This is a genomic window from Enterobacter sp. PL1 (genome assembly GCF_945957325.1).
Lineage (GTDB): Bacteria > Pseudomonadota > Gammaproteobacteria > Enterobacterales > Enterobacteriaceae > Enterobacter > Enterobacter roggenkampii.
Genome location: NZ_CAMFKT010000002.1, coordinates 71,100 through 92,437, shown reverse-complemented (window position 1 = coordinate 92,437; position 21,338 = coordinate 71,100). Strand labels below are relative to the sequence as shown.

At 55.7% G+C, this 21,338-nt stretch carries 15 protein-coding genes; 7 read left to right on the top strand and 8 right to left on the bottom strand.

The genetic code is table 11. The annotated features are described in order from the left end of the window. Positions 1 to 42: 42 nt before the first annotated feature. Both aroP and N6P30_RS02225 read right to left on the bottom strand, forming a co-directional pair. Complete coding sequence (gene aroP, locus N6P30_RS02230) at positions 43 to 1,413, bottom strand: aromatic amino acid transporter AroP (RefSeq protein WP_008501961.1); 1,371 nt, start codon at positions 1,411 to 1,413, stop codon at positions 43 to 45. 46 nt (positions 1,414 to 1,459) lie between these two features. Next, positions 1,460 to 1,687 carry a hypothetical protein gene (locus tag N6P30_RS02225; protein WP_023293274.1) on the bottom strand — a complete coding sequence of 76 codons (228 nt, stop codon included), beginning with the start codon at positions 1,685 to 1,687 and terminating at the stop codon, positions 1,460 to 1,462. A 263-nt stretch (positions 1,688 to 1,950) separates the two neighbouring features. Between N6P30_RS02225 and pdhR the strand changes: the two genes are divergently transcribed. The 4 genes from pdhR to lpdA all read left to right on the top strand — a co-directional run bounded on the left by pdhR (position 1,951) and on the right by lpdA (position 8,988). Beyond that, positions 1,951 to 2,715, top strand: a complete 765-nt coding sequence (gene pdhR / locus N6P30_RS02220; protein ID WP_008501960.1) for a pyruvate dehydrogenase complex transcriptional repressor PdhR — start codon at positions 1,951 to 1,953, stop codon at positions 2,713 to 2,715. Between the two features lie 123 nt (positions 2,716 to 2,838). Beyond that, positions 2,839 to 5,502, top strand: a complete 2,664-nt coding sequence (gene aceE, locus N6P30_RS02215; RefSeq protein ID WP_008501959.1) for a pyruvate dehydrogenase (acetyl-transferring), homodimeric type — start codon at positions 2,839 to 2,841, stop codon at positions 5,500 to 5,502. A 14-nt stretch (positions 5,503 to 5,516) separates the two neighbouring features. Beyond that, the gene (aceF, locus tag N6P30_RS02210) at positions 5,517 to 7,388 is read left to right on the top strand and encodes a pyruvate dehydrogenase complex dihydrolipoyllysine-residue acetyltransferase (RefSeq protein WP_023293273.1); all 1,872 of its coding nucleotides are present in this window, start codon (positions 5,517 to 5,519) and stop codon (positions 7,386 to 7,388) included. 175 nt (positions 7,389 to 7,563) lie between these two features. Further along, the gene (lpdA, locus tag N6P30_RS02205) at positions 7,564 to 8,988 is read left to right on the top strand and encodes a dihydrolipoyl dehydrogenase (RefSeq protein WP_003856313.1); all 1,425 of its coding nucleotides are present in this window, start codon (positions 7,564 to 7,566) and stop codon (positions 8,986 to 8,988) included. A 53-nt stretch (positions 8,989 to 9,041) separates the two neighbouring features. Here lpdA and N6P30_RS02200 read toward each other — a convergent pair whose 3' ends face one another. Together N6P30_RS02200 and N6P30_RS02195 are read right to left on the bottom strand one after the other, a co-directional pair. Then, positions 9,042 to 9,833 carry a DUF2950 family protein gene (locus N6P30_RS02200; protein WP_032676834.1) on the bottom strand — a complete coding sequence of 264 codons (792 nt, stop codon included), beginning with the start codon at positions 9,831 to 9,833 and terminating at the stop codon, positions 9,042 to 9,044. 10 nt (positions 9,834 to 9,843) lie between these two features. Continuing rightward, entirely contained in the window at positions 9,844 to 11,397 is a 1,554-nt protein-coding gene (locus N6P30_RS02195; protein ID WP_023293271.1) for a DUF3300 domain-containing protein, read from the bottom strand. Positions 11,398 to 11,795: 398 nt separating this feature from the next. Between N6P30_RS02195 and acnB the strand changes: the two genes are divergently transcribed. Together acnB and yacL are read left to right on the top strand one after the other, a co-directional pair. Continuing rightward, the gene (gene acnB, locus N6P30_RS02190; protein WP_023293270.1) at positions 11,796 to 14,393 is read left to right on the top strand and encodes a bifunctional aconitate hydratase 2/2-methylisocitrate dehydratase; all 2,598 of its coding nucleotides are present in this window, start codon (positions 11,796 to 11,798) and stop codon (positions 14,391 to 14,393) included. Between the two features lie 190 nt (positions 14,394 to 14,583). Then, positions 14,584 to 14,946: a protein YacL gene (gene yacL, locus N6P30_RS02185; RefSeq protein WP_008501954.1), complete on the top strand. Its 363-nt coding sequence runs from the start codon at positions 14,584 to 14,586 to the stop codon at positions 14,944 to 14,946. Positions 14,947 to 14,977: 31 nt separating this feature from the next. Here yacL and speD read toward each other — a convergent pair whose 3' ends face one another. The 3 genes from speD to N6P30_RS02170 form a co-directional block, all read right to left on the bottom strand. Beyond that, positions 14,978 to 15,772, bottom strand: coding sequence for an adenosylmethionine decarboxylase (speD, locus tag N6P30_RS02180; RefSeq protein WP_008501953.1), 795 nt, complete (start codon positions 15,770 to 15,772; stop codon positions 14,978 to 14,980). After that, on the bottom strand, positions 15,773 to 16,642 hold the full coding sequence (gene speE / locus N6P30_RS02175; protein WP_008501952.1) for a polyamine aminopropyltransferase: 870 nt from the start codon (positions 16,640 to 16,642) through the stop codon (positions 15,773 to 15,775). A 115-nt stretch (positions 16,643 to 16,757) separates the two neighbouring features. Beyond that, on the bottom strand, positions 16,758 to 17,105 hold the full coding sequence (locus tag N6P30_RS02170) for a YacC family pilotin-like protein (RefSeq protein ID WP_014882582.1): 348 nt from the start codon (positions 17,103 to 17,105) through the stop codon (positions 16,758 to 16,760). A gap of 145 nt (positions 17,106 to 17,250) precedes the next feature. On the opposite strand from N6P30_RS02170, the gene cueO reads away from it, so the two are divergent. Next, positions 17,251 to 18,819 (top strand): multicopper oxidase CueO, encoded by a 1,569-nt coding sequence (cueO, locus tag N6P30_RS02165; protein ID WP_032676832.1) that lies wholly within the window; start codon positions 17,251 to 17,253, stop codon positions 18,817 to 18,819. A gap of 86 nt (positions 18,820 to 18,905) precedes the next feature. On the opposite strand, the gene N6P30_RS02160 is transcribed toward cueO, so the two are convergent. Next, positions 18,906 to 21,296, bottom strand: coding sequence for a glucose/quinate/shikimate family membrane-bound PQQ-dependent dehydrogenase (locus N6P30_RS02160; RefSeq protein WP_023293268.1), 2,391 nt, complete (start codon positions 21,294 to 21,296; stop codon positions 18,906 to 18,908). Positions 21,297 to 21,338 lie beyond the last annotated feature (42 nt).

Genomic DNA, 21,338 nt, shown 5'->3' with positions numbered 1-21,338 from the left:
CAACGCGCGGCACCCGCAAAAGCAGGCACCGCGGTGGGAGGCTTAGTGCGCCTTCATGGCATTACGGCTTTTCTGACTGAAGAGATAGCCAACGCCGAGTACTGCAATCCAGACCGGGATCAGGTAGACGGAAATCGCCATACCTGGGGTGATCAGCATGATCACCAGCACGGCCGCCATGAACAGCAGGCAGATCCAGTTACCCAGCGGATAGAGCAGGGCAGGGAAGCGCGTGGTGACGCCCTGCTGCTGCTTCGCGCGGCGGAACTTCATGTGCGCCAGGCTGATCATCGCCCAGTTGATGACCAGCGCAGAGACCACCAGTGCCATCAGCAGGCCAAACGCCGATTCCGGTGCCATGTAGTTAATGAGCACGCACAGGGCGGTCACGATGGCGGAAACAATGATGGTATTCACCGGCACGCCGCGTTTATCAACGTTAAGCAGCATCTTCGGCGCGTTACCCTGCTGGGCGAGGCCGAACAGCATGCGGCTGTTGCAGTATACGCAGCTGTTGTAAACGGAGAGCGCTGCGGTCAGCACCACGATGTTCAGCGCGTTGGCGACAAAGGTATCGCCCAGCTCGTGGAAGATCAGCACAAACGGGCTGGTGTCAGCAGTCACGCGCGTCCACGGCAGCAGGGAGAGCAGCACCGCCAGTGAGCCCACATAGAAGATCAGGATGCGGTAGATAACCTGATTTGTGGCTTTCGGGATGCTCTGCTCCGGGTTGTCGGCTTCAGCAGCGGTGATGCCCACCAGTTCCAGGCCGCCGAAGGAGAACATAATGATCGCCATCATCATCACCAGGCCGGTCATGCCGTGAGGCAGGAAGCCACCCTGTTCCCAGAGGTTGCGCACCGTGGCCTGCGGGCCGCCGTTGCCGCTGAACAGCAGCCAGCCGCCGAAGATAATCATCGCCACCACGGCAATGACCTTGATGATGGCAAACCAGAACTCCATCTCCCCGAACACTTTAACGTTGGTCAGGTTAATGGCGTTGATAATGACGAAGAAGGCTGCAGCAGAAGCCCAGGTTGGGATTTCGGGATACCAGAACTGAATGTATTTCCCGACGGCGGTCAGTTCGGCCATGGCAACCAGAACGTACAGCACCCAGTAGTTCCAGCCCGAGGCGAAACCGGCAAAGCTGCCCCAGTACTTATAGGCAAAGTGGCTGAAGGAGCCTGCGACCGGCTCTTCCACGACCATTTCGCCCAGCTGGCGCATGATCAGAAAAGCAATGAAACCCGCAATCGCGTAACCCAAAATAATGCCCGGACCGGCAGACTGGATAACGGATGCGCTGCCCAGAAACAGGCCGGTACCAATCGCACCGCCCAGTGCGATGAGCTGAATATGGCGGTTTTTAAGCCCGCGCTTTAGCTGATCGCCGTGCTGTTGAGCTTCCATTTGAAACCTCGTGTGTGGTTGTTATGTTCACGCTGAGCGTGTGTAATTATGAAAATCCATATTCTGTATTTATTTCTTTACGGTAAACGAGACCGAAAAAAGCGGAGATGACTTCCGTAAGCGCCAGAATAGTGGTAAGTGCCTGCGAATGCACCTGCTTTATGAAGGGGTGATGACGACTTGAATAAAAAGAAAGCATTTGTAAATCGGCCCGCTCGTTGTTCCTCACCCAACCTATAGAATAGAAATGCGCCTTAAGTGGGCGAATTTTCATTATTTGCCTTGTTGAATCGCTTCAGATTGCAAAAACCCTCGTTTCATTATGGTTAAAACTCCCTCTTTAGGAGTAATCAACTCATTTGTGCAAAGTTACATTTCTGAAACGTTATTTCTGTAAGGTTGTTAAAATGTGCAGGGTTTACTGATTTCAATCAAAACCAATATGGACAGAAGGTGAATACTTTGTTACTTTAGCGATACGAAATAGAAATTGGTAAGACCAATTGACTCCGGGCAAAAAGGCGTAAGACAGGGAATATGGCCTACAGCAAAATTCGCCAACCAAAACTATCTGATGTGATTGAGCAGCAGCTGGAGTTTTTAATCCTCGAAGGGACTCTGCGCCCGGGTGAGAAACTTCCGCCAGAACGCGAACTGGCAAAACAGTTCGACGTTTCACGTCCCTCTCTGCGTGAGGCGATTCAACGTCTCGAAGCAAAGGGCTTGCTGCTTCGTCGCCAGGGCGGCGGAACCTTTGTGCAAAACAGCCTGTGGCAGAGCTTCAGCGATCCGCTGGTAGAACTTCTCTCTGACCACCCAGAATCCCAGTTTGACCTGCTTGAGACCCGTCACGCGCTGGAAGGTATTGCGGCCTATTACGCCGCCCTTCGCAGCACTGATGAAGATCGCGTGCGTATCCGCGAGCTGCATCAGGCCATTGAACGGGCACAGCAGTCCGGTGATTTAGACGCCGAGTCCAGCGCCGTCGTCCAGTATCAAATTGCCGTCACCGAAGCGGCCCACAACGTGGTGCTCCTCCATCTGCTACGCTGCATGGAGCCGATGCTGGCCCAGAACGTTCGTCAAAATTTTGAATTGTTGTATGCCCGTCGGGACATGCTCCCACTGGTAAGCAACCATCGCACCCGAGTATTCGAGGCGATAATGGCCGGGGAACCGGAGCAGGCGCGCGAAGCGTCGCACCGCCATCTGGCTTTCATTGAGGAAATCTTGCTGGACCGCAGCCGTGAACAATCGCGTCGCGAACGTTCATTACGCCGCATACAGCAACGAAAGGATTAAGCGCCAGGTACTTTTAGAGCGCGGCAACTAAACGCAGAACCTGTCTTATTGTGTTCTTGCCCAAGAGCACAATGGGACAGGTTCCAGACAAATCAACGTATTAGATAGATAAGGAATACCCCCATGTCAGAACGTCTCCAAAATGACGTGGATCCGATCGAAACTCGCGACTGGCTACAGGCGATCGAATCGGTCATCCGTGAAGAAGGTGTTGAGCGCGCTCAGTATCTGATTGATCAGCTGCTTTCTGAAGCCCGCAAAGGCGGCGTGAAGGTTGCTTCAGGTGCAGGGGCTAGCAACTACGTAAACACGATTGCCGTTGAAGACGAACCGGAATACCCGGGCAATCTGGATCTGGAACGTCGTATCCGTTCTGCAATCCGCTGGAACGCCATCATGACCGTTCTGCGCGCATCCAAGAAAGACCTGGAACTGGGTGGCCACATGGCGTCCTTCCAGTCTTCTGCGACCGTTTACGAAGTGTGCTTCAACCACTTCTTCCGTGCAGCGAACGAGAAAGACGGCGGCGATCTGGTGTACTTCCAGGGCCACATCTCTCCGGGCATCTATGCACGTGCATTCCTGGAAGGTCGTCTGACTGAAGAGCAGATGAACAACTTCCGTCAGGAAGTTCACGGTAAAGGTCTGTCTTCTTACCCGCACCCTAAACTGATGCCTGAATTCTGGCAGTTCCCAACCGTATCAATGGGTCTGGGCCCAATCGGTGCGATCTACCAGGCGAAATTCCTGAAGTATCTGGAACACCGTGGTCTGAAAGACACCTCTGAGCAGACCGTATACGCCTTCCTGGGCGACGGCGAAATGGATGAGCCAGAATCTAAAGGCGCGATCACCATCGCGACCCGTGAGAAGCTGGACAACCTGTGCTTCATCATCAACTGTAACCTGCAGCGTCTGGATGGTCCGGTAACCGGTAACGGCAAGATCATCAACGAGCTGGAAGGCATCTTCGCAGGTGCTGGTTGGAACGTGATCAAAGTCATGTGGGGTTCCCGTTGGGACGAACTGCTGCGTAAAGACACCAGCGGTAAACTGATCCAGCTGATGAACGAAACCGTTGACGGTGACTACCAGACCTTCAAATCCAAAGACGGTGCCTACGTGCGTGAGCACTTCTTCGGCAAATATCCTGAAACCGCAGCCCTGGTTGCAGACTGGACTGATGAGCAGATCTGGGCCCTGAACCGCGGTGGTCACGATCCGAAGAAAATTTACGCTGCACTGAAAAAAGCGCGTGAAACCAAAGGTAAAGCGACTGTAATCCTGGCCCACACCATCAAAGGTTACGGCATGGGTGATACCGCAGAAGGTAAAAACATCGCTCACCAGGTTAAGAAAATGAACATGGACGGCGTGCGCTATATCCGCGACCGTTTCAACGTTCCAGTGACCGATGAGCAGGTCGAAAACCTGTCTTACATCACCTTCCCGGAAGGCTCCGAAGAGCACAAGTACCTGCACGAACGTCGTCAGGCGCTGAAAGGCTACCTGCCAGCTCGTCAGCCTAACTTCACCGAGAAGCTGGAACTGCCAGCGCTGGAAGACTTCTCTCAGCTGCTGGAAGAGCAGAACAAAGAGATCTCTACCACTATCGCTTTCGTTCGTGCCCTGAACGTGATGCTGAAGAACAAGTCGATCAAAGATCGCCTCGTGCCAATCATCGCCGACGAAGCGCGTACTTTCGGTATGGAAGGTCTGTTCCGTCAGATCGGTATCTACAGCCCGAACGGCCAGCAGTACACCCCGCAGGACCGTGAGCAGGTTGCATACTACAAAGAAGACGAGAAAGGTCAAATCCTGCAGGAAGGTATCAACGAGCTGGGCGCAGGCGCATCCTGGCTGGCCGCTGCGACCTCTTACAGCACCAACAACCTGCCGATGATCCCGTTCTACATTTACTACTCCATGTTCGGGTTCCAGCGTATCGGTGACCTGTGCTGGCAGGCAGGCGACCAGCAGGCTCGCGGCTTCCTGATCGGTGGTACTTCCGGTCGTACGACCCTGAACGGTGAAGGTCTGCAGCACGAAGATGGTCACAGCCACATTCAGTCTCTGACTATCCCTAACTGTATCTCTTACGACCCGTCTTACGCGTATGAAGTGGCAGTCATCATGCATGACGGTCTGCAGCGCATGTACGGTGAAGCGCAGGAGAACATTTACTACTACATCACCACCCTGAACGAAAACTACCACATGCCGGCAATGCCAGCAGGTGCCGAGGAAGGTATCCGTAAAGGTATCTACAAACTCGAAACCATCGAAGGTAGCAAAGGTAAAGTTCAGCTGCTGGGCTCCGGTTCTATCCTGCGTCACGTTCGTGAAGCAGCGCAGATCCTGGCGAAAGACTACGGTGTCGGTTCCGATGTGTACTCTGTGACCTCCTTCACTGAACTGGCGCGTGATGGCCAGGATTGTGAGCGCTGGAACATGCTGCACCCACTGGAAACCCCACGCGTACCGTACATCGCTCAGGTGATGAACGACGCGCCAGCGGTGGCGTCTACTGACTATATGAAACTGTTCGCTGAGCAGGTTCGTACTTACGTTCCAGCTGATGATTATCGCGTTCTGGGTACTGACGGCTTCGGTCGTTCTGACAGCCGCGAAAACCTGCGTCACCACTTCGAAGTTGATGCTTCTTACGTGGTTGTAGCAGCACTGGGCGAACTGGCTAAACGTGGCGAAATCGATAAGAAAGTGGTTGCAGACGCAATTACCAAATTCAACATCGATGCAGAAAAAGTTAACCCGCGTCTGGCGTAAGAGGTAAAAGAATAATGGCTATCGAAATCAATGTACCGGACATCGGGGCTGATGAAGTTGAAATCACCGAGATCCTGGTCAAAGTAGGCGACAAAGTTGAAGCTGAACAGTCGCTGATCACCGTAGAAGGCGACAAAGCCTCTATGGAAGTCCCGTCTCCTCAGGCTGGCATCGTTAAAGAGATCAAAGTCTCTGTTGGCGATAAAACCGAGACTGGCAAACTGATCATGATTTTCGATTCCGCCGACGGTGCAGCAGCTGCTGCACCTGCGCAGGAAGAGAAGAAAGCCGCTCCGGCCGCCGCTGCTCCAGCCGCTGCCGCGAGCGCGAAAGAAGTGAACGTGCCTGACATCGGCGGTGACGAAGTTGAAGTCACTGAGATCCTGGTGAAAGTGGGCGATACCGTTGCGGCCGAGCAGTCACTGATCACCGTAGAAGGCGACAAAGCCTCTATGGAAGTGCCAGCGCCGTTCGCAGGTACCGTTAAAGAGATCAAGATCAACACCGGCGACAAAGTGTCTACCGGCTCTCTGATCATGATCTTCGAAGTGGCAGGTGCAGCACCTGCTGCCGCGCCTGCTCCGGCTCCGGCCGCTGCACCAGCTGCTGCTGGCGGCGCGAAAGACGTTAACGTACCGGACATCGGCGGTGATGAAGTTGAAGTCACCGAAGTGATGGTAAAAGTGGGCGACAAAGTTGCCGCTGAACAGTCACTGATCACCGTTGAAGGCGACAAGGCTTCTATGGAAGTGCCTGCGCCGTTCGCGGGTACCGTTAAAGAGATCAAAATCAGCACCGGCGACAAAGTGTCTACCGGCTCTCTGATCATGGTCTTCAAAGTGGAAGGCGCTGCGCCGGCTGCCGCGGCTGCTCCAGCACCGGCTGCTGCACCGGCTCAGGCTGCTAAACCAGCTGCTGCCCCTGCTGCAAAAGCAGAAAAATCAGAGTTCGCTGAAAACGACGCTTACGTCCACGCGACCCCGCTGATTCGTCGCCTGGCGCGCGAATTCGGCGTGAACCTGGCGAAAGTGAAAGGGACTGGCCGTAAAGGTCGTATCCTGCGCGAAGACGTTCAGACCTACGTGAAAGACGCGGTGAAACGCGCCGAAGCTGCACCAGCTGCAGCCGCTGGCGGCGGTATCCCGGGCATGCTGCCATGGCCGAAAGTGGACTTCAGCAAGTTCGGCGAAATCGAAGAAGTGGAGCTGGGCCGTATCCAGAAAATCTCTGGTGCGAACCTGAGCCGTAACTGGGTGATGATCCCGCACGTTACGCACTTCGATAAGACCGATATCACCGATCTGGAAGCGTTCCGTAAACAGCAGAACGCCGAAGCTGAGAAGCGTAAACTGGACGTGAAATTCACCCCAGTGGTCTTCATCATGAAGGCGGTTGCTGCGGCTCTGGAACAGATGCCACGCTTCAACAGCTCCCTGTCCGAAGACGGCCAGAAGCTGACGCTGAAGAAATACATCAACATCGGTGTTGCGGTTGATACGCCAAATGGTCTGGTTGTTCCGGTCTTCAAAGACGTGAACAAGAAGAGCATCACTGAGCTGTCCCGTGAACTGACCACCATCTCCAAGAAAGCGCGTGATGGTAAGCTGACTGCCGGCGAAATGCAGGGCGGCTGCTTCACCATTTCCAGCATCGGCGGCCTGGGTACCACCCACTTCGCGCCGATTGTGAACGCGCCGGAAGTGGCTATCCTCGGTGTGTCCAAGTCCGCGATGGAGCCGGTGTGGAATGGCAAAGAGTTCGTGCCGCGTCTGATGATGCCAATCTCTCTGTCCTTCGACCACCGCGTGATCGACGGTGCTGATGGTGCGCGTTTCATCACCATCATCAACAACATGCTGAGCGACATTCGCCGCCTGGTGATGTAATCGAAAAGCCGGCCAGTCGGCCGGCTTTTTTCTGATAATCTCATGGCGTTTGTGAGGTTATTGGCGAAAGCGACAATTCGTGAGCCGTTTGTTGTTTCAAAATTGTTAACAATTTTGTAAACTGCGGGCGGATAGAACGACCCGGTGGACGACGGGTATAAACTAAGAGGTCATGATGAGCACAGAAATCAAAACTCAGGTCGTAGTACTTGGGGCAGGCCCGGCAGGTTACTCCGCAGCATTTCGCGCAGCGGATTTAGGTCTGGAAACCGTCATCGTAGAACGTTACAGCACCCTCGGCGGTGTTTGTCTGAACGTCGGCTGTATCCCTTCTAAAGCGCTGCTGCACGTAGCGAAAGTTATCGAAGAAGCCAAAGCGCTGGCTGAACACGGTATCGTCTTCGGCGAGCCGAAAACCGACATCGACAAAATTCGTACCTGGAAAGAGAAAGTTATCACTCAGCTGACCGGCGGTCTGGCGGGTATGGCCAAAGGCCGTAAAGTGAAGGTGGTAAACGGTCTGGGTAAATTCACCGGTGCGAACACCCTGGAAGTGGAAGGCGAAAACGGCAAAACCGTGATCAACTTCGACAACGCGATCATCGCGGCAGGCTCTCGCCCAATCGAACTGCCATTCATTCCACATGAAGATCCACGCGTGTGGGATTCCACCGATGCGCTGGAGCTGAAAACCGTTCCTAAGCGTCTGCTGGTGATGGGCGGCGGTATCATCGGTCTGGAAATGGGTACCGTGTACCACGCGCTGGGTTCAGAGATCGACGTGGTTGAAATGTTCGACCAGGTTATCCCGGCTGCTGACAAAGACATCGTTAAAGTCTTCACCAAGCGCATCAGCAAGAAATTCAACCTGATGCTGGAAACCAAAGTGACTGCCGTTGAAGCGAAAGAAGACGGTATTTACGTTTCCATGGAAGGCAAAAAAGCCCCATCCGAACCACAGCGTTACGACGCCGTGCTGGTGGCGATCGGCCGTGTGCCCAACGGTAAGAACCTCGACGCGGGCAAAGCTGGCGTGGAAGTGGACGACCGTGGCTTCATCCGCGTTGACAAACAGCTGCGCACCAACGTGCCGCACATCTTTGCTATCGGCGATATCGTCGGTCAGCCAATGCTGGCGCACAAAGGTGTTCACGAAGGTCACGTTGCCGCTGAAGTTATCGCCGGCATGAAGCACTACTTCGATCCGAAAGTGATCCCATCTATCGCGTATACCGAGCCAGAAGTGGCATGGGTGGGTCTGACTGAGAAAGAAGCGAAAGAGAAAGGCATCAGCTACGAAACCGCCACCTTCCCGTGGGCGGCTTCTGGCCGTGCTATCGCGTCCGACTGCGCAGACGGTATGACCAAGCTGATCTTCGACAAAGAGACTCACCGCGTAATCGGTGGTGCGATTGTCGGTACCAACGGCGGCGAGCTGCTGGGTGAAATCGGTCTGGCTATCGAAATGGGCTGCGACGCGGAAGACATCGCGCTGACCATCCACGCTCACCCAACTCTGCACGAGTCCGTGGGCCTGGCGGCAGAAGTGTTTGAAGGCAGCATCACCGACCTGCCAAACGCGAAAGCGAAGAAGAAATAAGTTTCTTCAGATGAAAAAAAGCGGCCTGAGGCCGCTTTTTTTATGCGTTGCGTTCAGGGAGCCACGGGTTGCCAGATTTTATCCGGGTTATAGGCGGTTAACGCCCGGGCTTTCTGCTCAGAATCCTTGCCGAGATCGGACTGATACACCTTGTCGTCCTGATTTATCACAAAGCTCATCACGCCCGTTTGACCGTAGCTGACCGGCCACGCCACCATCGCGAAACCGTTATTATCCGGCAGGATCCGGAAGCGATAGCCGTGATAGCCGGTACCCGGCTCTTTCGGGCTAAATGCCGGTCCGAGCGGACTGGGCGTTTCGCCGGGTGAGACGGGCCAGTACAAACCGTCTTTCTTCCCTTCCGAGCTGACAATCTTCTGCGCGTATTTCTGGTTCATCGCAAAGTAGCTTTGCTGCGCATCAACATAGGCATGCAGGGCTTCAATGGCGGCAAGTTCGTTACGCCCGATTTCACGGGTCAGGATCTCTTCAGCCCCTTCTTTGATATCGAATTGCCAGCCGGCGGCGGTTTTGATCACCGGGATGGGAAGCTGCCAGTCGTTGTCTCCAACAACAAGATGCGCCGTATCTCCTTCGACAACGGTGTTATGACGAACTTTCCAGTCGCGCAGGAAACGATCGACGGCATCCGGATCAACGCCTTCGGGGGGGAGAAAATCGCGCCAGTTCTCTCCAAGCAGATTGCTCATCGCGCGCTCATTATGCTCACTAATGGCGCTGGCCAGCGCATCGGTCGCCTGGTCGGGCGTGCTAAAGTACTGCTGCGCCATCGCCGAGGCCGAAAGCATGAACAACACCATTCCACTGAGTAGTTTACTTTTCATGTCGGTTCCCTTAGCGATGTCTAAATTCACGGCGTTCAGCGCGTCCACCAGATACCTGACGGGGCTGCTGCTGGCGAGCCGCAAGCTGCCTGCTTTGCGCACCGCGCTGCTGCTGCGCCTGCCAGTTCGCGGAACGGCTGTCGTTGCCGCTCAGCGCATTGGCCCGGGGCTGACCGTTTCGCTGCTGCAGAGCGCGTTGCTGCGCGGGCTGTGAAACGCGTTTCTCCTGTCTTTGGGTTACAGCCTGACGATTTTCTCGCTGCTGCGTGGTGGTCCGCTTCGCCGTCTGCGGTTTGGTGTCGTAGCCACGGTAGTTGTTGCGCTGCGAAATTTGCTTCAGCTGTTCACTCGAGGCCTGACGCTGCACATCTTTCGTGCCGGGACGTGCCGTTTGCGGGAAGGTTTTCCCCGTGGATTTCTCCATCTGGCTCAGGGCCGCCTGACGCTGGCTATCCCGGTTAACCGGTTTTTGCTGCGTTGAGCTTAGCCCGGTGACTGTGCTGGTGGAGTGGAAACGGGTGTTAAGCTGGTTAGTCGGATAGGGCACACCTTCCCGGTAGGCCGGGTTATGCTGCCAGGTACGGTTGGCGTCCGTCAGACGCTGTCCGCTGATTTTATTAAAGTTCTCAACGTTGATATTGATGTTGTTATCACCGTTGCGGTTATAGCCGCCGTGATTATCCCAGTCACCGTCATGGTGGTGGTCCCAGTCATCGTCGTCATCCCAGTCGATATTGCTGAAAATGGCATAGGTTGTGGCAACGCCCAGGCTGAAGCCTAAGCCGTTGACGAAGCTGTTGCCAAACTGCTCTCCGGGCGTGGGCGGGAGATAGGTGGGAGGATAGGCGGTGTTGGGCCAGGTCCCGTAAACCGTATTGGGGTTATAGGTGGGAACATAAACGACCTGCGGATCGGCAGATTCAATTTTGATCACCGTTGGGGCGGGCGCAGACGCGGTTGTTGTTGTTGCCTCGGTGGCGCGGGTTTTCGCTGGTGCTGGCTTTGTCACGGTGGTGACCGTCTGCTGAGGCGTAGATTGTAAAGCACCGGTCTTCTGTGCCAGCGCGCGCAGGCGTTGAACGGAATCCATCACGTCTTTCGGCTGCGCGAGAAACGCATCGCCCAGATTTTGTACCCACGGCGGGTTTTCACCCATCAGCGACATAAGCTGAGGAAACGCGACCAGCGATTTTACGCTCGGATCCCAGGGCTGGCTGGCAACGGCCTGAATGGCGGCGTCCCCTTCCATTTTAGGGTTGTCTTTTGACCACTGAGCCGCCTGAATCACGTTGGCCGGGTAAGTCGAGGCCATCAGGATTTGTGAAAGCAGGGCGTCAGGGTAGAGCGCAATGGGGGCAACCCACTGATCGATTTGCGCGGCAGTGTAGGTCGGCGCGACCACAGGGGCGGGCTGGGCTACGGCAGGTGCCGCCGGTTGTTGAGCGACGGGGGCTGGCGCAACGGGTTCCGTTGCACGACTTTTGACAAACAAGACGCCTGAGGCGGCAAGCAGCCCGGCACTGCACAGAAGGATGAGCAGATGTGGCTTAAAGGGCAACTTCATAAAATGACTCCAACGAGACCAGCGCTGTGCCGTGAGGCGTTACGGTTGGCGTGAGTATTATTCACCCGTCTTTTACTGTTTTGACTTTTATTGGGAAGCGTCCGGTACGTCCGGATAAAGAGTGTGAGTATTTATTACACAATTATATCTGATGAAGAAAAAACTGAAGCGTCACGGTGCAGAAGAACCGCAAGATGATGCCCTAAATCCCCGCTACACCATGCTTAACGATTCAGCAAACTTTTTAATGTTGCTTTTTTGTAAACGGATTAACACTGTGCAGAAATCCTGCTATGCTGCCCGACGCGGTATCGGGCATTTACCCTACAAACTGCTGTCTCACAGGAGCGTGAAGAGAACGCCCGCCGCATATGACAATGAGAGCGAGGAGAACCGTCGTGCTAGAAGAATACCGTAAGCACGTAGCAGAACGTGCCGCCGAGGGAATTGTACCCAAACCTTTAGATGCAACCCAAATGGCCGCGCTCGTCGAGCTGCTGAAGAACCCGCCTAAGGGCGAAGAAGAATTCCTGTTAGATCTGCTGATCAACCGCGTACCGCCTGGCGTAGATGAAGCTGCCTACGTAAAAGCCGGATTCCTTGCTGCTATCGCCAAAGGCGAAGCCACCTCCCCACTGGTTACTCCTGAAAAAGCCATCGAACTGCTCGGCACCATGCAGGGTGGTTACAACATTCATCCGCTGATTGACGCGCTGGATAACGACAAGCTGGCACCGATTGCCGCTAAAGCGCTCTCGTCTACGCTGCTGATGTTCGATAACTTCTACGATGTGGAAGAAAAAGCCAAAGCAGGCAACGTCTATGCGAAGCAGGTGATGCAGTCCTGGGCCGATGCCGAATGGTTCCTGAATCGTCCAGCGCTGGCTGAAAAAATCACCGTTACCGTTTTCAAAGTGACCGGTGAAACCAACACCGATGACCTCTCTCCGGCACCGGACGCGTGGTCTCGCCCGGATATCCCGCTGCACGCCCTGGCGATGCTGAAAAACGCCCGTGAAGGCATTGAGCCGGATCAGCCGGGCGTTGTCGGCCCGATCAAACAGATCGAAGCGTTGCAGAAAAAAGGTTTCCCGCTGGCTTACGTCGGTGATGTTGTGGGTACCGGCTCTTCCCGTAAGTCCGCGACCAACTCCGTGCTGTGGTTCATGGGTGACGACATCCCGCATGTGCCGAACAAGCGCGGCGGCGGCCTGTGCCTGGGCGGTAAGATTGCCCCAATCTTCTTCAATACCATGGAAGATGCGGGCGCACTGCCGATCGAAGTGGATGTCTCTAACCTGAACATGGGCGACGTGATTGACGTTTACCCGTACAAAGGCGAAGTCCGTAACCACGACACCAACGAGCTGCTGGCAAGCTTCGAGCTGAAAACCGACGTGCTGATTGACGAAGTGCGCGCCGGTGGCCGTATTCCGCTGATCATCGGGCGCGGCCTGACCACCAAAGCGCGTGAAGCACTGGGTCTGCCGCACAGTGATGTATTCCGTCACGCGAAAGACGTTGCGGAAAGCAACCGCGGCTTCTCGCTGGCACAGAAAATGGTCGGTCGCGCCTGCGGCGTCGCCGGTGTTCGTCCTGGCGCCTACTGCGAGCCGAAGATGACCTCCGTCGGTTCTCAGGACACCACTGGCCCAATGACCCGTGACGAACTGAAAGACCTGGCGTGCCTGGGCTTCTCTTCCGATCTGGTGATGCAGTCCTTCTGCCACACCGCGGCGTATCCGAAGCCGGTTGACGTGACCACGCACCACACGCTGCCTGACTTCATTATGAACCGTGGCGGTGTCTCCCTGCGTCCGGGCGACGGCGTTATCCACTCCTGGCTGAACCGCATGCTGCTGCCGGATACCGTGGGTACCGGCGGTGACTCCCATACCCGTTTCCCAATCGGTATCTCCTTCCCGGCGGGCTCCGGTCTGGTGGCGTTTGCTGCGGCGACGGGCGTGATGCCGCTGGACATGCCGGAATCGGTGCTGGTGCGCTTCAAAGGTAAAATGCAGCCGGGTATTACCCTGCGCGACCTGGTTCACGCGATCCCGCTGTATGCGATTAAACAGGGTCTGCTGACCGTTGAGAAGAAAGGGAAGAAAAACATCTTCTCTGGCCGCATTCTGGAAATTGAAGGTCTGCCGGATCTGAAAGTAGAGCAGGCGTTCGAGCTGACCGATGCCTCCGCCGAGCGTTCGGCTGCGGGCTGTACCATCAAGCTGAACAAAGAGCCGATCGTTGAGTACCTGAACTCTAACATCGTGCTGCTGAAGTGGATGATTGCAGAAGGCTACGGCGACCGTCGTACGCTGGAGCGTCGTATCCAGGGCATGGAAAAATGGCTGGCCGATCCGCAGCTGCTGGAAGCCGATGCTGACGCAGAGTACGCGGCGGTGATCGACATCGATCTGGCGGATATCAAAGAGCCAATCCTGTGTGCACCGAACGATCCGGACGACGCGCGTCCGCTGTCCGAAGTTCAGGGCGAGAAGATCGACGAAGTGTTCATTGGTTCGTGCATGACCAACATCGGTCACTTCCGCGCGGCCGGTAAGCTGCTGGATACCCACAAAGGCCAGCTGCCAACCCGTCTGTGGGTGGCGCCGCCAACCCGTATGGACGCGGCTCAGCTGACCGAAGAGGGCTACTACAGCGTGTTTGGTAAGAGCGGGGCGCGTATTGAAATTCCTGGCTGTTCCCTGTGTATGGGCAACCAGGCGCGCGTAGCCGACGGCGCGACGGTGGTCTCCACCTCGACCCGTAACTTCCCGAACCGTTTAGGTACCGGTGCGAACGTCTTCCTGGCCTCTGCGGAGCTGGCGGCGGTTGCGGCGCTGATTGGCAAACTGCCAACGCCGGAAGAGTACCAGACCTTTGTGGCGCAGGTGGATAAGACCGCGGTGGATACCTATCGCTATCTGAACTTCGACCAGCTCTCTCAGTACACCGAGAAGGCCGACGGGGTTATCTTCCAGACGGCAGTATAAACAGCAAAACCGTCTCTACGAGACGGTTTTTAGTGTTTGCACCCTCTCCCGTGGGAGAGGGACGGGGTGAGGGCATCAGGCCGCAGGGTCTTGCTCTCACCTTTTTATTTTCATTCCTCCCACCTCCCACGCTTTTTTTCTTCCTCGCTGCTGCGATAATTACCTTAATGGCTTTGCAGAGGAAAACACTATGGATTACGAATTTCTGCGCGACATCACCGGAGTGGTGAAAGTGCGTATGTCGATGGGCCACGAAGCCGTTGGACACTGGTTTAACGAAGAGGTGAAAGAAAATCTCTCCCTTCTTGATGAGGTTGAACAGGCGGCAAAGACGGTGAAAGGCAGTGAGCGCTCCTGGCAACGCGCCGGGCACGAATACACGCTGTGGATGGACGGTGAAGAGGTCATGGTGCGTGCCAACCAGCTCGAGTTTTCAGGCGACGAGATGGAAGAGGGGATGAGCTACTATGACGAAGAAAGCCTGTCGCTGTGCGGCGTAGAAGACTTCCTTCAGGTGGTGAATGCCTACCGCGAGTTCATGAAACAGCGGTAATTTCCCGAAGCATCCCTGCTCCGGGCAACACTTACACGGCCGGAATGTTGCGGCCGTAGTAGATCTCGCGCATCTCTTTCCAGAGCAGGTCAGTAATCGCCTTACGCTCTTCTTCGCTCAAATCTTCCGGCTTCGTGTGGAACATATAGTGCTTAAGGTCGAACTCCTTAAGTAACATCTTGGTATGGAAGATGTTTTCCTGATACACGTTCACGTCCATCATGTCGTACAGCGACTTCATGTCCTCGGACATAAAGTTCTGAATAGAGTTGATCTCGTGGTCGATGAAGTGCTTCATGCCGTTGACGTCACGGGTAAAACCGCGCACGCGGTAATCTATCGTGACGATATCCGATTCCAGCTGGTGGATGAGATAGTTCAGTGCGTTCAGTGGGGAAATCACGCCGCAGGTCGACACTTCAATATCGGCGCGGAACGTACACAGCCCGCCTTCCGGGTGACTCTCCGGGTAGGTATGGACGCAGATATGGCTTTTATCCAGGTGAGCAACCACTACTTCCGGCAGCGGGCCCGGATGTTCCGTTTTGTCGATAAGCTTCGGATCGACCGGTTCTTCGCTGACCAGTATGGTCACGCTGGCGCCCTGGGGTTCATAATCCTGTCGGGCAATATTCAGGATGTTGGCGCCGATAATGGAACAGGTTTCTGACAGGATCTCGGTCAGACGGTTGGCGTTGTAGAGTTCGTCGATATAGGCGATGTAACCATCGCGTTCTTCCGCTGTTTTGGCATAGCAGATATCGTAAATACAAAAACTCAGGCTTTTGGTCAGGTTGTTAAAGCCATGCAGTTTAAGCTTTTTCAATTAGCTCACCCCCTTAGTGGATAATGCGTCTTGCAGGTACTGCGGCAGAGCAAACGCTGCGGTATGAATAGCCGGATTGTAGTATCGGCACTGTAGACCGGCCTGATGGAAGCGGGCCTGAATAATTTCGGTGGAAAGATGACGTAATACGTCGTTATCCGTCGCCCAGGCAAAGGTCATGATCCCGCCGTAGTACGTCGGAATGGCCGCCTGATAGAAGCTGACATCCTCGAAATAGGTGCTGAGCTTGCGATGGCTATCCAGCGCTTCATCCTGTTGCAGGAAGCAGACGCCGTTTTGGGCGACGAAGATCCCGCCCGGGTTCAGGCAACGCTTGCAGCCTTCGTAGAACGAGGAGGTAAACAGCGACGCGCCAGGGCCGATAGGATCGGTGCAGTCGGAGATAATGACGTCAAAGGTCTGGGTTGTCTGGTTAACAAAGTTAACCCCGTCATCAATCACCAGATTAAAACGCGGATCGTCATAGCTACCGGCATTGTGGTTGGGCAGGTACTGGCGGCAGAACGAGACGACGCCCGCATCGATTTCCACCATGGTGATGGTTTCAATCGAGCGATGGCGGGAAACTTCACGCAGCATTGCACCGTCGCCACCGCCGATAATCAGGACATGCTTTGCATGGCCGTGCGCCAGCAGCGGGACATGGGTCATCATCTCATGATAGATAAACTCATCTCGCTCGGTCGTTTGCACGACGCCGTCCAGGGCCATTACGCGGCCAAAGGCAGCATTCTCGAAGATGATGAGATCCTGGTGATCGGTTTTTTCATGATAGAGCACGTTATCAACGGCAAAGTACTGACCAAACTGGTCATGCAGTGTTTCATGCCACAACGTGTGGTCGGCCATACGCGGACTCCTCCTTTGTTAACATCCGTTACGCTCACAAAAAATGAGCGAAACATGATAGCTAACTATAACCGTGGTTGCACGGCTATAGGTTTAACAGGAGGCGTCGGGAAGGTTATTTGACGTAGGCGAGCAGGCTGAGCGAATCGCGAGCCAGCGCTTTGCATTTTTTAGCCGTGGGAATGCCAATACCGCTTAGGTCACGGTAGCTGTCTTCGCCGAGCGCCTTCATGTCAAAGCTGTCGTAGTTGCTGAGATCCCACTGGTTCTGCTGGGCAAAAAAGACCAGCGCGCGGCGAATTTGCCCGTTGGGTAAATTCTGGTAGCCACAATCATTTTTCAGGAATACAAAAACCGCCGTTAAATCGGCCATATCTTCCGCTTCATTTTCACTGAGCGCATAGCTGTTCGCACACATTGCCATCAGGCTACCGAACAAAATTGTCCTGAAAAACGTCTTCATTGCTTCTACCACTTCTTCACGGAAAATTAACGTTAGCATACTTGATGCCAGTGCGACGATCTTTATTATTGCCGCTTTACTTGACCTTCCGGTAAGGGGAGGGTTTATGCTCAAAAGATCGCCTGCTGGAAATAAGGAAATGAACATGCAACGTCGTGATTTTTTAAAATATTCCGTGGCGCTGGGGGCTGCCAGCGCCTTACCCCTCTGGAGCCGTGCGGTTTTCGCGGCTGACAGGCCTGCCTTACCCATCCCTGATTTGCTGACCGCTGACGCCCGCAGCCGTATCCAGCTTGTCGTTCAGTCCGGTAATACGCTGTTCGGTGCGCACAACGCGACAACCTGGGGCTATAACGGCAATCTTCTCGGTCCTGCGCTACAGCTGCGCAAAGGTAAAGCGGTGACGGTGGATATCCACAACACGCTCGCCGAAGAGACGACGCTGCACTGGCACGGACTGGAAGTGCCGGGCGAGGTAGACGGCGGGCCGCAGGGCATCATCAAAGCGGGCGGCACGCGCAGCGTCACCTTTACGCCCAACCAGCGCGCCGCGACCTGCTGGTTCCATCCGCATCAGCATGGCAAAACGGGCCATCAGGTAGCGATGGGGCTGGCGGGGCTGGTGCTGATTGAAGACGACGAAAGCCGCCTGCTGCGCCTGCCGAAGCAGTGGGGCATCGACGATGTGCCGGTGATTGTGCAGGACAAGAAATTCACCGCTGACGGGCAAATTGACTACCAGCTGGATGTGATGAGCGCGGCGGTAGGCTGGTTTGGCGACACGCTGCTGACCAACGGCGCCATTTATCCTCAGCACGCCGCGCCGAAGGGCTGGCTGCGCCTGCGTCTGCTTAACGGCTGTAACGCGCGTTCCCTCAACTTCGCCAGCAGCGATAAGCGTCCGCTGTACGTGGTCGCCAGCGACGGCGGGCTGCTGCCTGAGCCGGTGAAGGTCAACGAACTGCCGATGCTGATGGGGGAGCGCTTTGAGGTGCTGGTGGATATCAGCGACGGCAAGCCGTTCGATCTTGTGACCCTGCCGGTTAGCCAGATGGGGATGGCGGTCGCGCCGTTTGACAAGCCGCATCCGGTGCTGCGTATCCAGCCGTTACGGGTGACCGCTTCCGGCACGCTCCCTGATACGTTAACCACGCTGCCGGCACTTCCGTCGCTGGATGGGCTTACGCAACGCAAACTGCAGCTCTCCATGAACCCGATGCTCGATATGATGGGCATGCAGGCGCTGATGGCGAAATATGGCGATAAGGCGATGGCGGGGATGCATCACGGGCAGATGATGGGTCACATGAACATGGACCACGGCAACATGGGCGGCATGGGGAACATGAATCACGGCGACCATGGCTTTGATTTCCACAACGCCAACATGATCAACGGCAAAGCGTTCGACATGAACACGCCGATGTTTGCTGCGACAAAAGGGCAGCTTGAGCGCTGGGTGATTTCAGGTGAAGGGGACATGATGCTGCACCCGTTCCATATCCACGGCACGCAGTTCCGCATTCTCTCTGAGAACGGCAAAGCCCCGGACGCGCATCGCGCGGGCTGGAAGGATACGGTGAAGGTGGAAGGCGGCGTCAGCGAGGTGCTGGTGAAGTTTGACCACGATGCGCCGAAGGAGTTTGCCTACATGGCGCACTGCCATCTGCTGGAGCATGAAGATACGGGGATGATGCTGGGCTTTACCGTATAAAAAAAGCCGGGTGGCGGCTTCGCCTTACCCGGCCTACATAGCGTATCCATAGGCCCGGTAAGCGTAAGCGCCACCGGGCTTTTCAGTTACTTGTTTTCGTCAGGCAGTGCATACGCGACAATATAGTCGCCCATCTTCGTGCCAAACGAGCCGTGACCACCCGCGGAGATGACAACGTACTGCTTGCCATTCACTTCATAGGTCATCGGCGTGGCCTGGCCACCCGCTGGCAGACGGCCCTGCCACAGTTTTTCACCGTTGGTCATGTTGTACGCGCGCAGGTAGTTATCTGCGGTTGCCGCGATGAACAGCACGTTACCGGCGGTGGAGATTGGGCCACCCAGCATTGGCATACCCATATTGAACGGCACCGGAACCGGCATTGGGAACGGCATGCTGTCCTGTGGCGTACCAATACGTTTTTTCCATACGATCTGGTTAGTTTTCAGATCCAGACCGGAGATATAACCCCAGGCAGGCTGTTTACACGGCAGACCGAACGGCGACAGGAACGGGTTCAGCGTCACGCCGAACGGTACGCCATACTGCGGCTGAATGCCGGCTTCGGTACCGCTGCCTTTCGCGTCTTTTGGCTGCTCCATTGGGTTGCCCGGACCGCGTGGGATCAGACGGGAAACGAACGGCAGCGCCATTGGGTTGGCAATCGCCACCTGACGGTTAGGGTCGACGGAGATCCCACCCCACTCGAACATCCCCAGGTTACCCGGGAAGACCAGCGTGCCCTGCTCAGAAGGCGGCGTGAAGATGCCTTCATAGCGCAGCTGATGGAACATCACGCGGCACACCAGCTGGTCAAACATCGTGGCACCCCACATGTCTGCCCCGCTGAGGTCTTTCTTCGGACGGAAGCTCAGATCGGAGAACGGCTGGGTTTTGCTGACGTAATCGCCTTTCGCCGCACCCTGCGGAACCGGTTTTTCCGGTGCAGGCACAACCAGCTTGCCGTTGCTGCGATCCAGCACGAAGATGTTGCCGGTTTTCGCTGGAGCGTAAATCACCGGTACGGTTTTGCCGTTAACGGTGATGTCCGCCAGCGTCGGCTGGGACGGCATATCCATATCCCACAGATCGTGGTGAACGGTCTGATAGCTCCAGGCCAGCTTACCGGTGGTCGCGTTCAATGCCACGATAGCGCTGGCATAACGTTCCTGCTCCGGCGTGCGGTTACCGCCCCAGATATCTGGCGTAGTAACGCCCATCGGCAGGTAGACCAGGTCCAGCTTCGCGTCATACGCCGCTGGCGCCCAGGAGTTTGGCGAGTTAAAGGTAAAGGTGTGTTCGTCCGATGGGATCGCGTTTGGATCTTTCGCGCCCGGGTCGAAGGCCCACAGCAGTTTACCGGTGTTCACGTCGAAACCACGGATAACGCCGGAGGTTTCACGTGTGGAGAAGTTATCCGTTACCGAACCGGCAATCACGATGGTTTTATCGGTGATGATGGGCGGGGAGGTCGGCTCATACAGACCCGGCGTGGTGTCCGGCATATTGGTCTGCAGATTCAGGATACCTTTGTTGGCAAAGGTTTCGCACAGCTTGCCCGTTTCGGCATTGATGGCGAACAGACGACCATCGTTCACCGGCAGCATGATGCGGCGAGGACAGTCGGCAATGACTTCCGGGCTCGCATTATCCGGGCGCGCTTCGTGATAAGAGACGCCACGGCAGGTCACGTGCTGGAAGGACGGGTTGGAGTTCAGCTGCGGATCGAAGTGCCATTTCTCTTTACCGGTGGCCGCGTCGAGCGCGAACAGACGCTGGTGCGCCGTACACAGATAAAGCATATCGCCGACTTTAATTGGCGTCACTTCGTTGGTCAGTTCACCCGGATCGTTCGGCATCTTCAGATCGCCGGTACGGAATACCCAGGCTTCTTTCAGGTTTTTAACGTTGTCCGCGTTGATCTGCTTCAGCGGAGAGTAGCGCTGACCTTCCTGGTTACGGCCATAGGCAGGCCAGTCCCCGTCAGCAACCTGAGAGATCGCCGCCGCAGGCGTCGATTCTGCGTTCAGCGTACCGTTGATCTCCTGCGGATCGTTGAAGCCAGCCCAGGTCAGGATACCGCCGCTGATTAACAGCGCTACCACCAGCGCCGCGACCGCACCGCTGGACGGCACGATCAGGCGACGCCAGACGAACGGCAGGATCAGCCAGATGCCGAAGAAGACCAGGATGTCACTGCGCGGCGTCAGCGCCCAGAAGTCAAAGCCGACTTCCCAGACGCCCCAGATCATGGTGGCAAGAAGGAGTGCGGCATACAGCCACAGTGCAGATTGTTTTCTACGCCAGAGCAGGACGGTTACGCCAAGCATAACCAGGCCCGCAATCGGGTAGTACCAGGAGCCGCCGATCGCGACCAGCCAGACGCCACCGATTAACAGGTACAGGCCGCAGAAGGCGGCGAATAGCGCTGTTAATGTCACCAGTAGACGCGGCTGTTTAGAGTTTGTTTCAGCCATAGAAAGTGTACTCGTCAGTTTTTGTTAATAATTTGCTAGCAA

What these genes read in the sequence shown, in the direction of transcription:
- aroP (WP_008501961.1), bottom strand. Translation starts at nt 1,413, where the DNA reads ATGGAAGCTCAACAGCACGGCGATCAGCTAAAGCGCGGGCTTAAAAAC.
- N6P30_RS02225 (WP_023293274.1), bottom strand. Translation starts at nt 1,687, where the DNA reads ATGAAAATTCGCCCACTTAAGGCGCATTTCTATTCTATAGGTTGGGTG.
- pdhR (WP_008501960.1), top strand. Translation starts at nt 1,951, where the DNA reads ATGGCCTACAGCAAAATTCGCCAACCAAAACTATCTGATGTGATTGAG.
- aceE (WP_008501959.1), top strand. Translation starts at nt 2,839, where the DNA reads ATGTCAGAACGTCTCCAAAATGACGTGGATCCGATCGAAACTCGCGAC.
- aceF (WP_023293273.1), top strand. Translation starts at nt 5,517, where the DNA reads ATGGCTATCGAAATCAATGTACCGGACATCGGGGCTGATGAAGTTGAA.
- lpdA (WP_003856313.1), top strand. Translation starts at nt 7,564, where the DNA reads ATGAGCACAGAAATCAAAACTCAGGTCGTAGTACTTGGGGCAGGCCCG.
- N6P30_RS02200 (WP_032676834.1), bottom strand. Translation starts at nt 9,833, where the DNA reads ATGAAAAGTAAACTACTCAGTGGAATGGTGTTGTTCATGCTTTCGGCC.
- N6P30_RS02195 (WP_023293271.1), bottom strand. Translation starts at nt 11,397, where the DNA reads ATGAAGTTGCCCTTTAAGCCACATCTGCTCATCCTTCTGTGCAGTGCC.
- yacL (WP_008501954.1), top strand. Translation starts at nt 14,584, where the DNA reads ATGGATTACGAATTTCTGCGCGACATCACCGGAGTGGTGAAAGTGCGT.
- speE (WP_008501952.1), bottom strand. Translation starts at nt 16,642, where the DNA reads ATGGCCGACCACACGTTGTGGCATGAAACACTGCATGACCAGTTTGGT.
- N6P30_RS02170 (WP_014882582.1), bottom strand. Translation starts at nt 17,105, where the DNA reads ATGAAGACGTTTTTCAGGACAATTTTGTTCGGTAGCCTGATGGCAATG.
- cueO (WP_032676832.1), top strand. Translation starts at nt 17,251, where the DNA reads ATGCAACGTCGTGATTTTTTAAAATATTCCGTGGCGCTGGGGGCTGCC.
- N6P30_RS02160 (WP_023293268.1), bottom strand. Translation starts at nt 21,296, where the DNA reads ATGGCTGAAACAAACTCTAAACAGCCGCGTCTACTGGTGACATTAACA.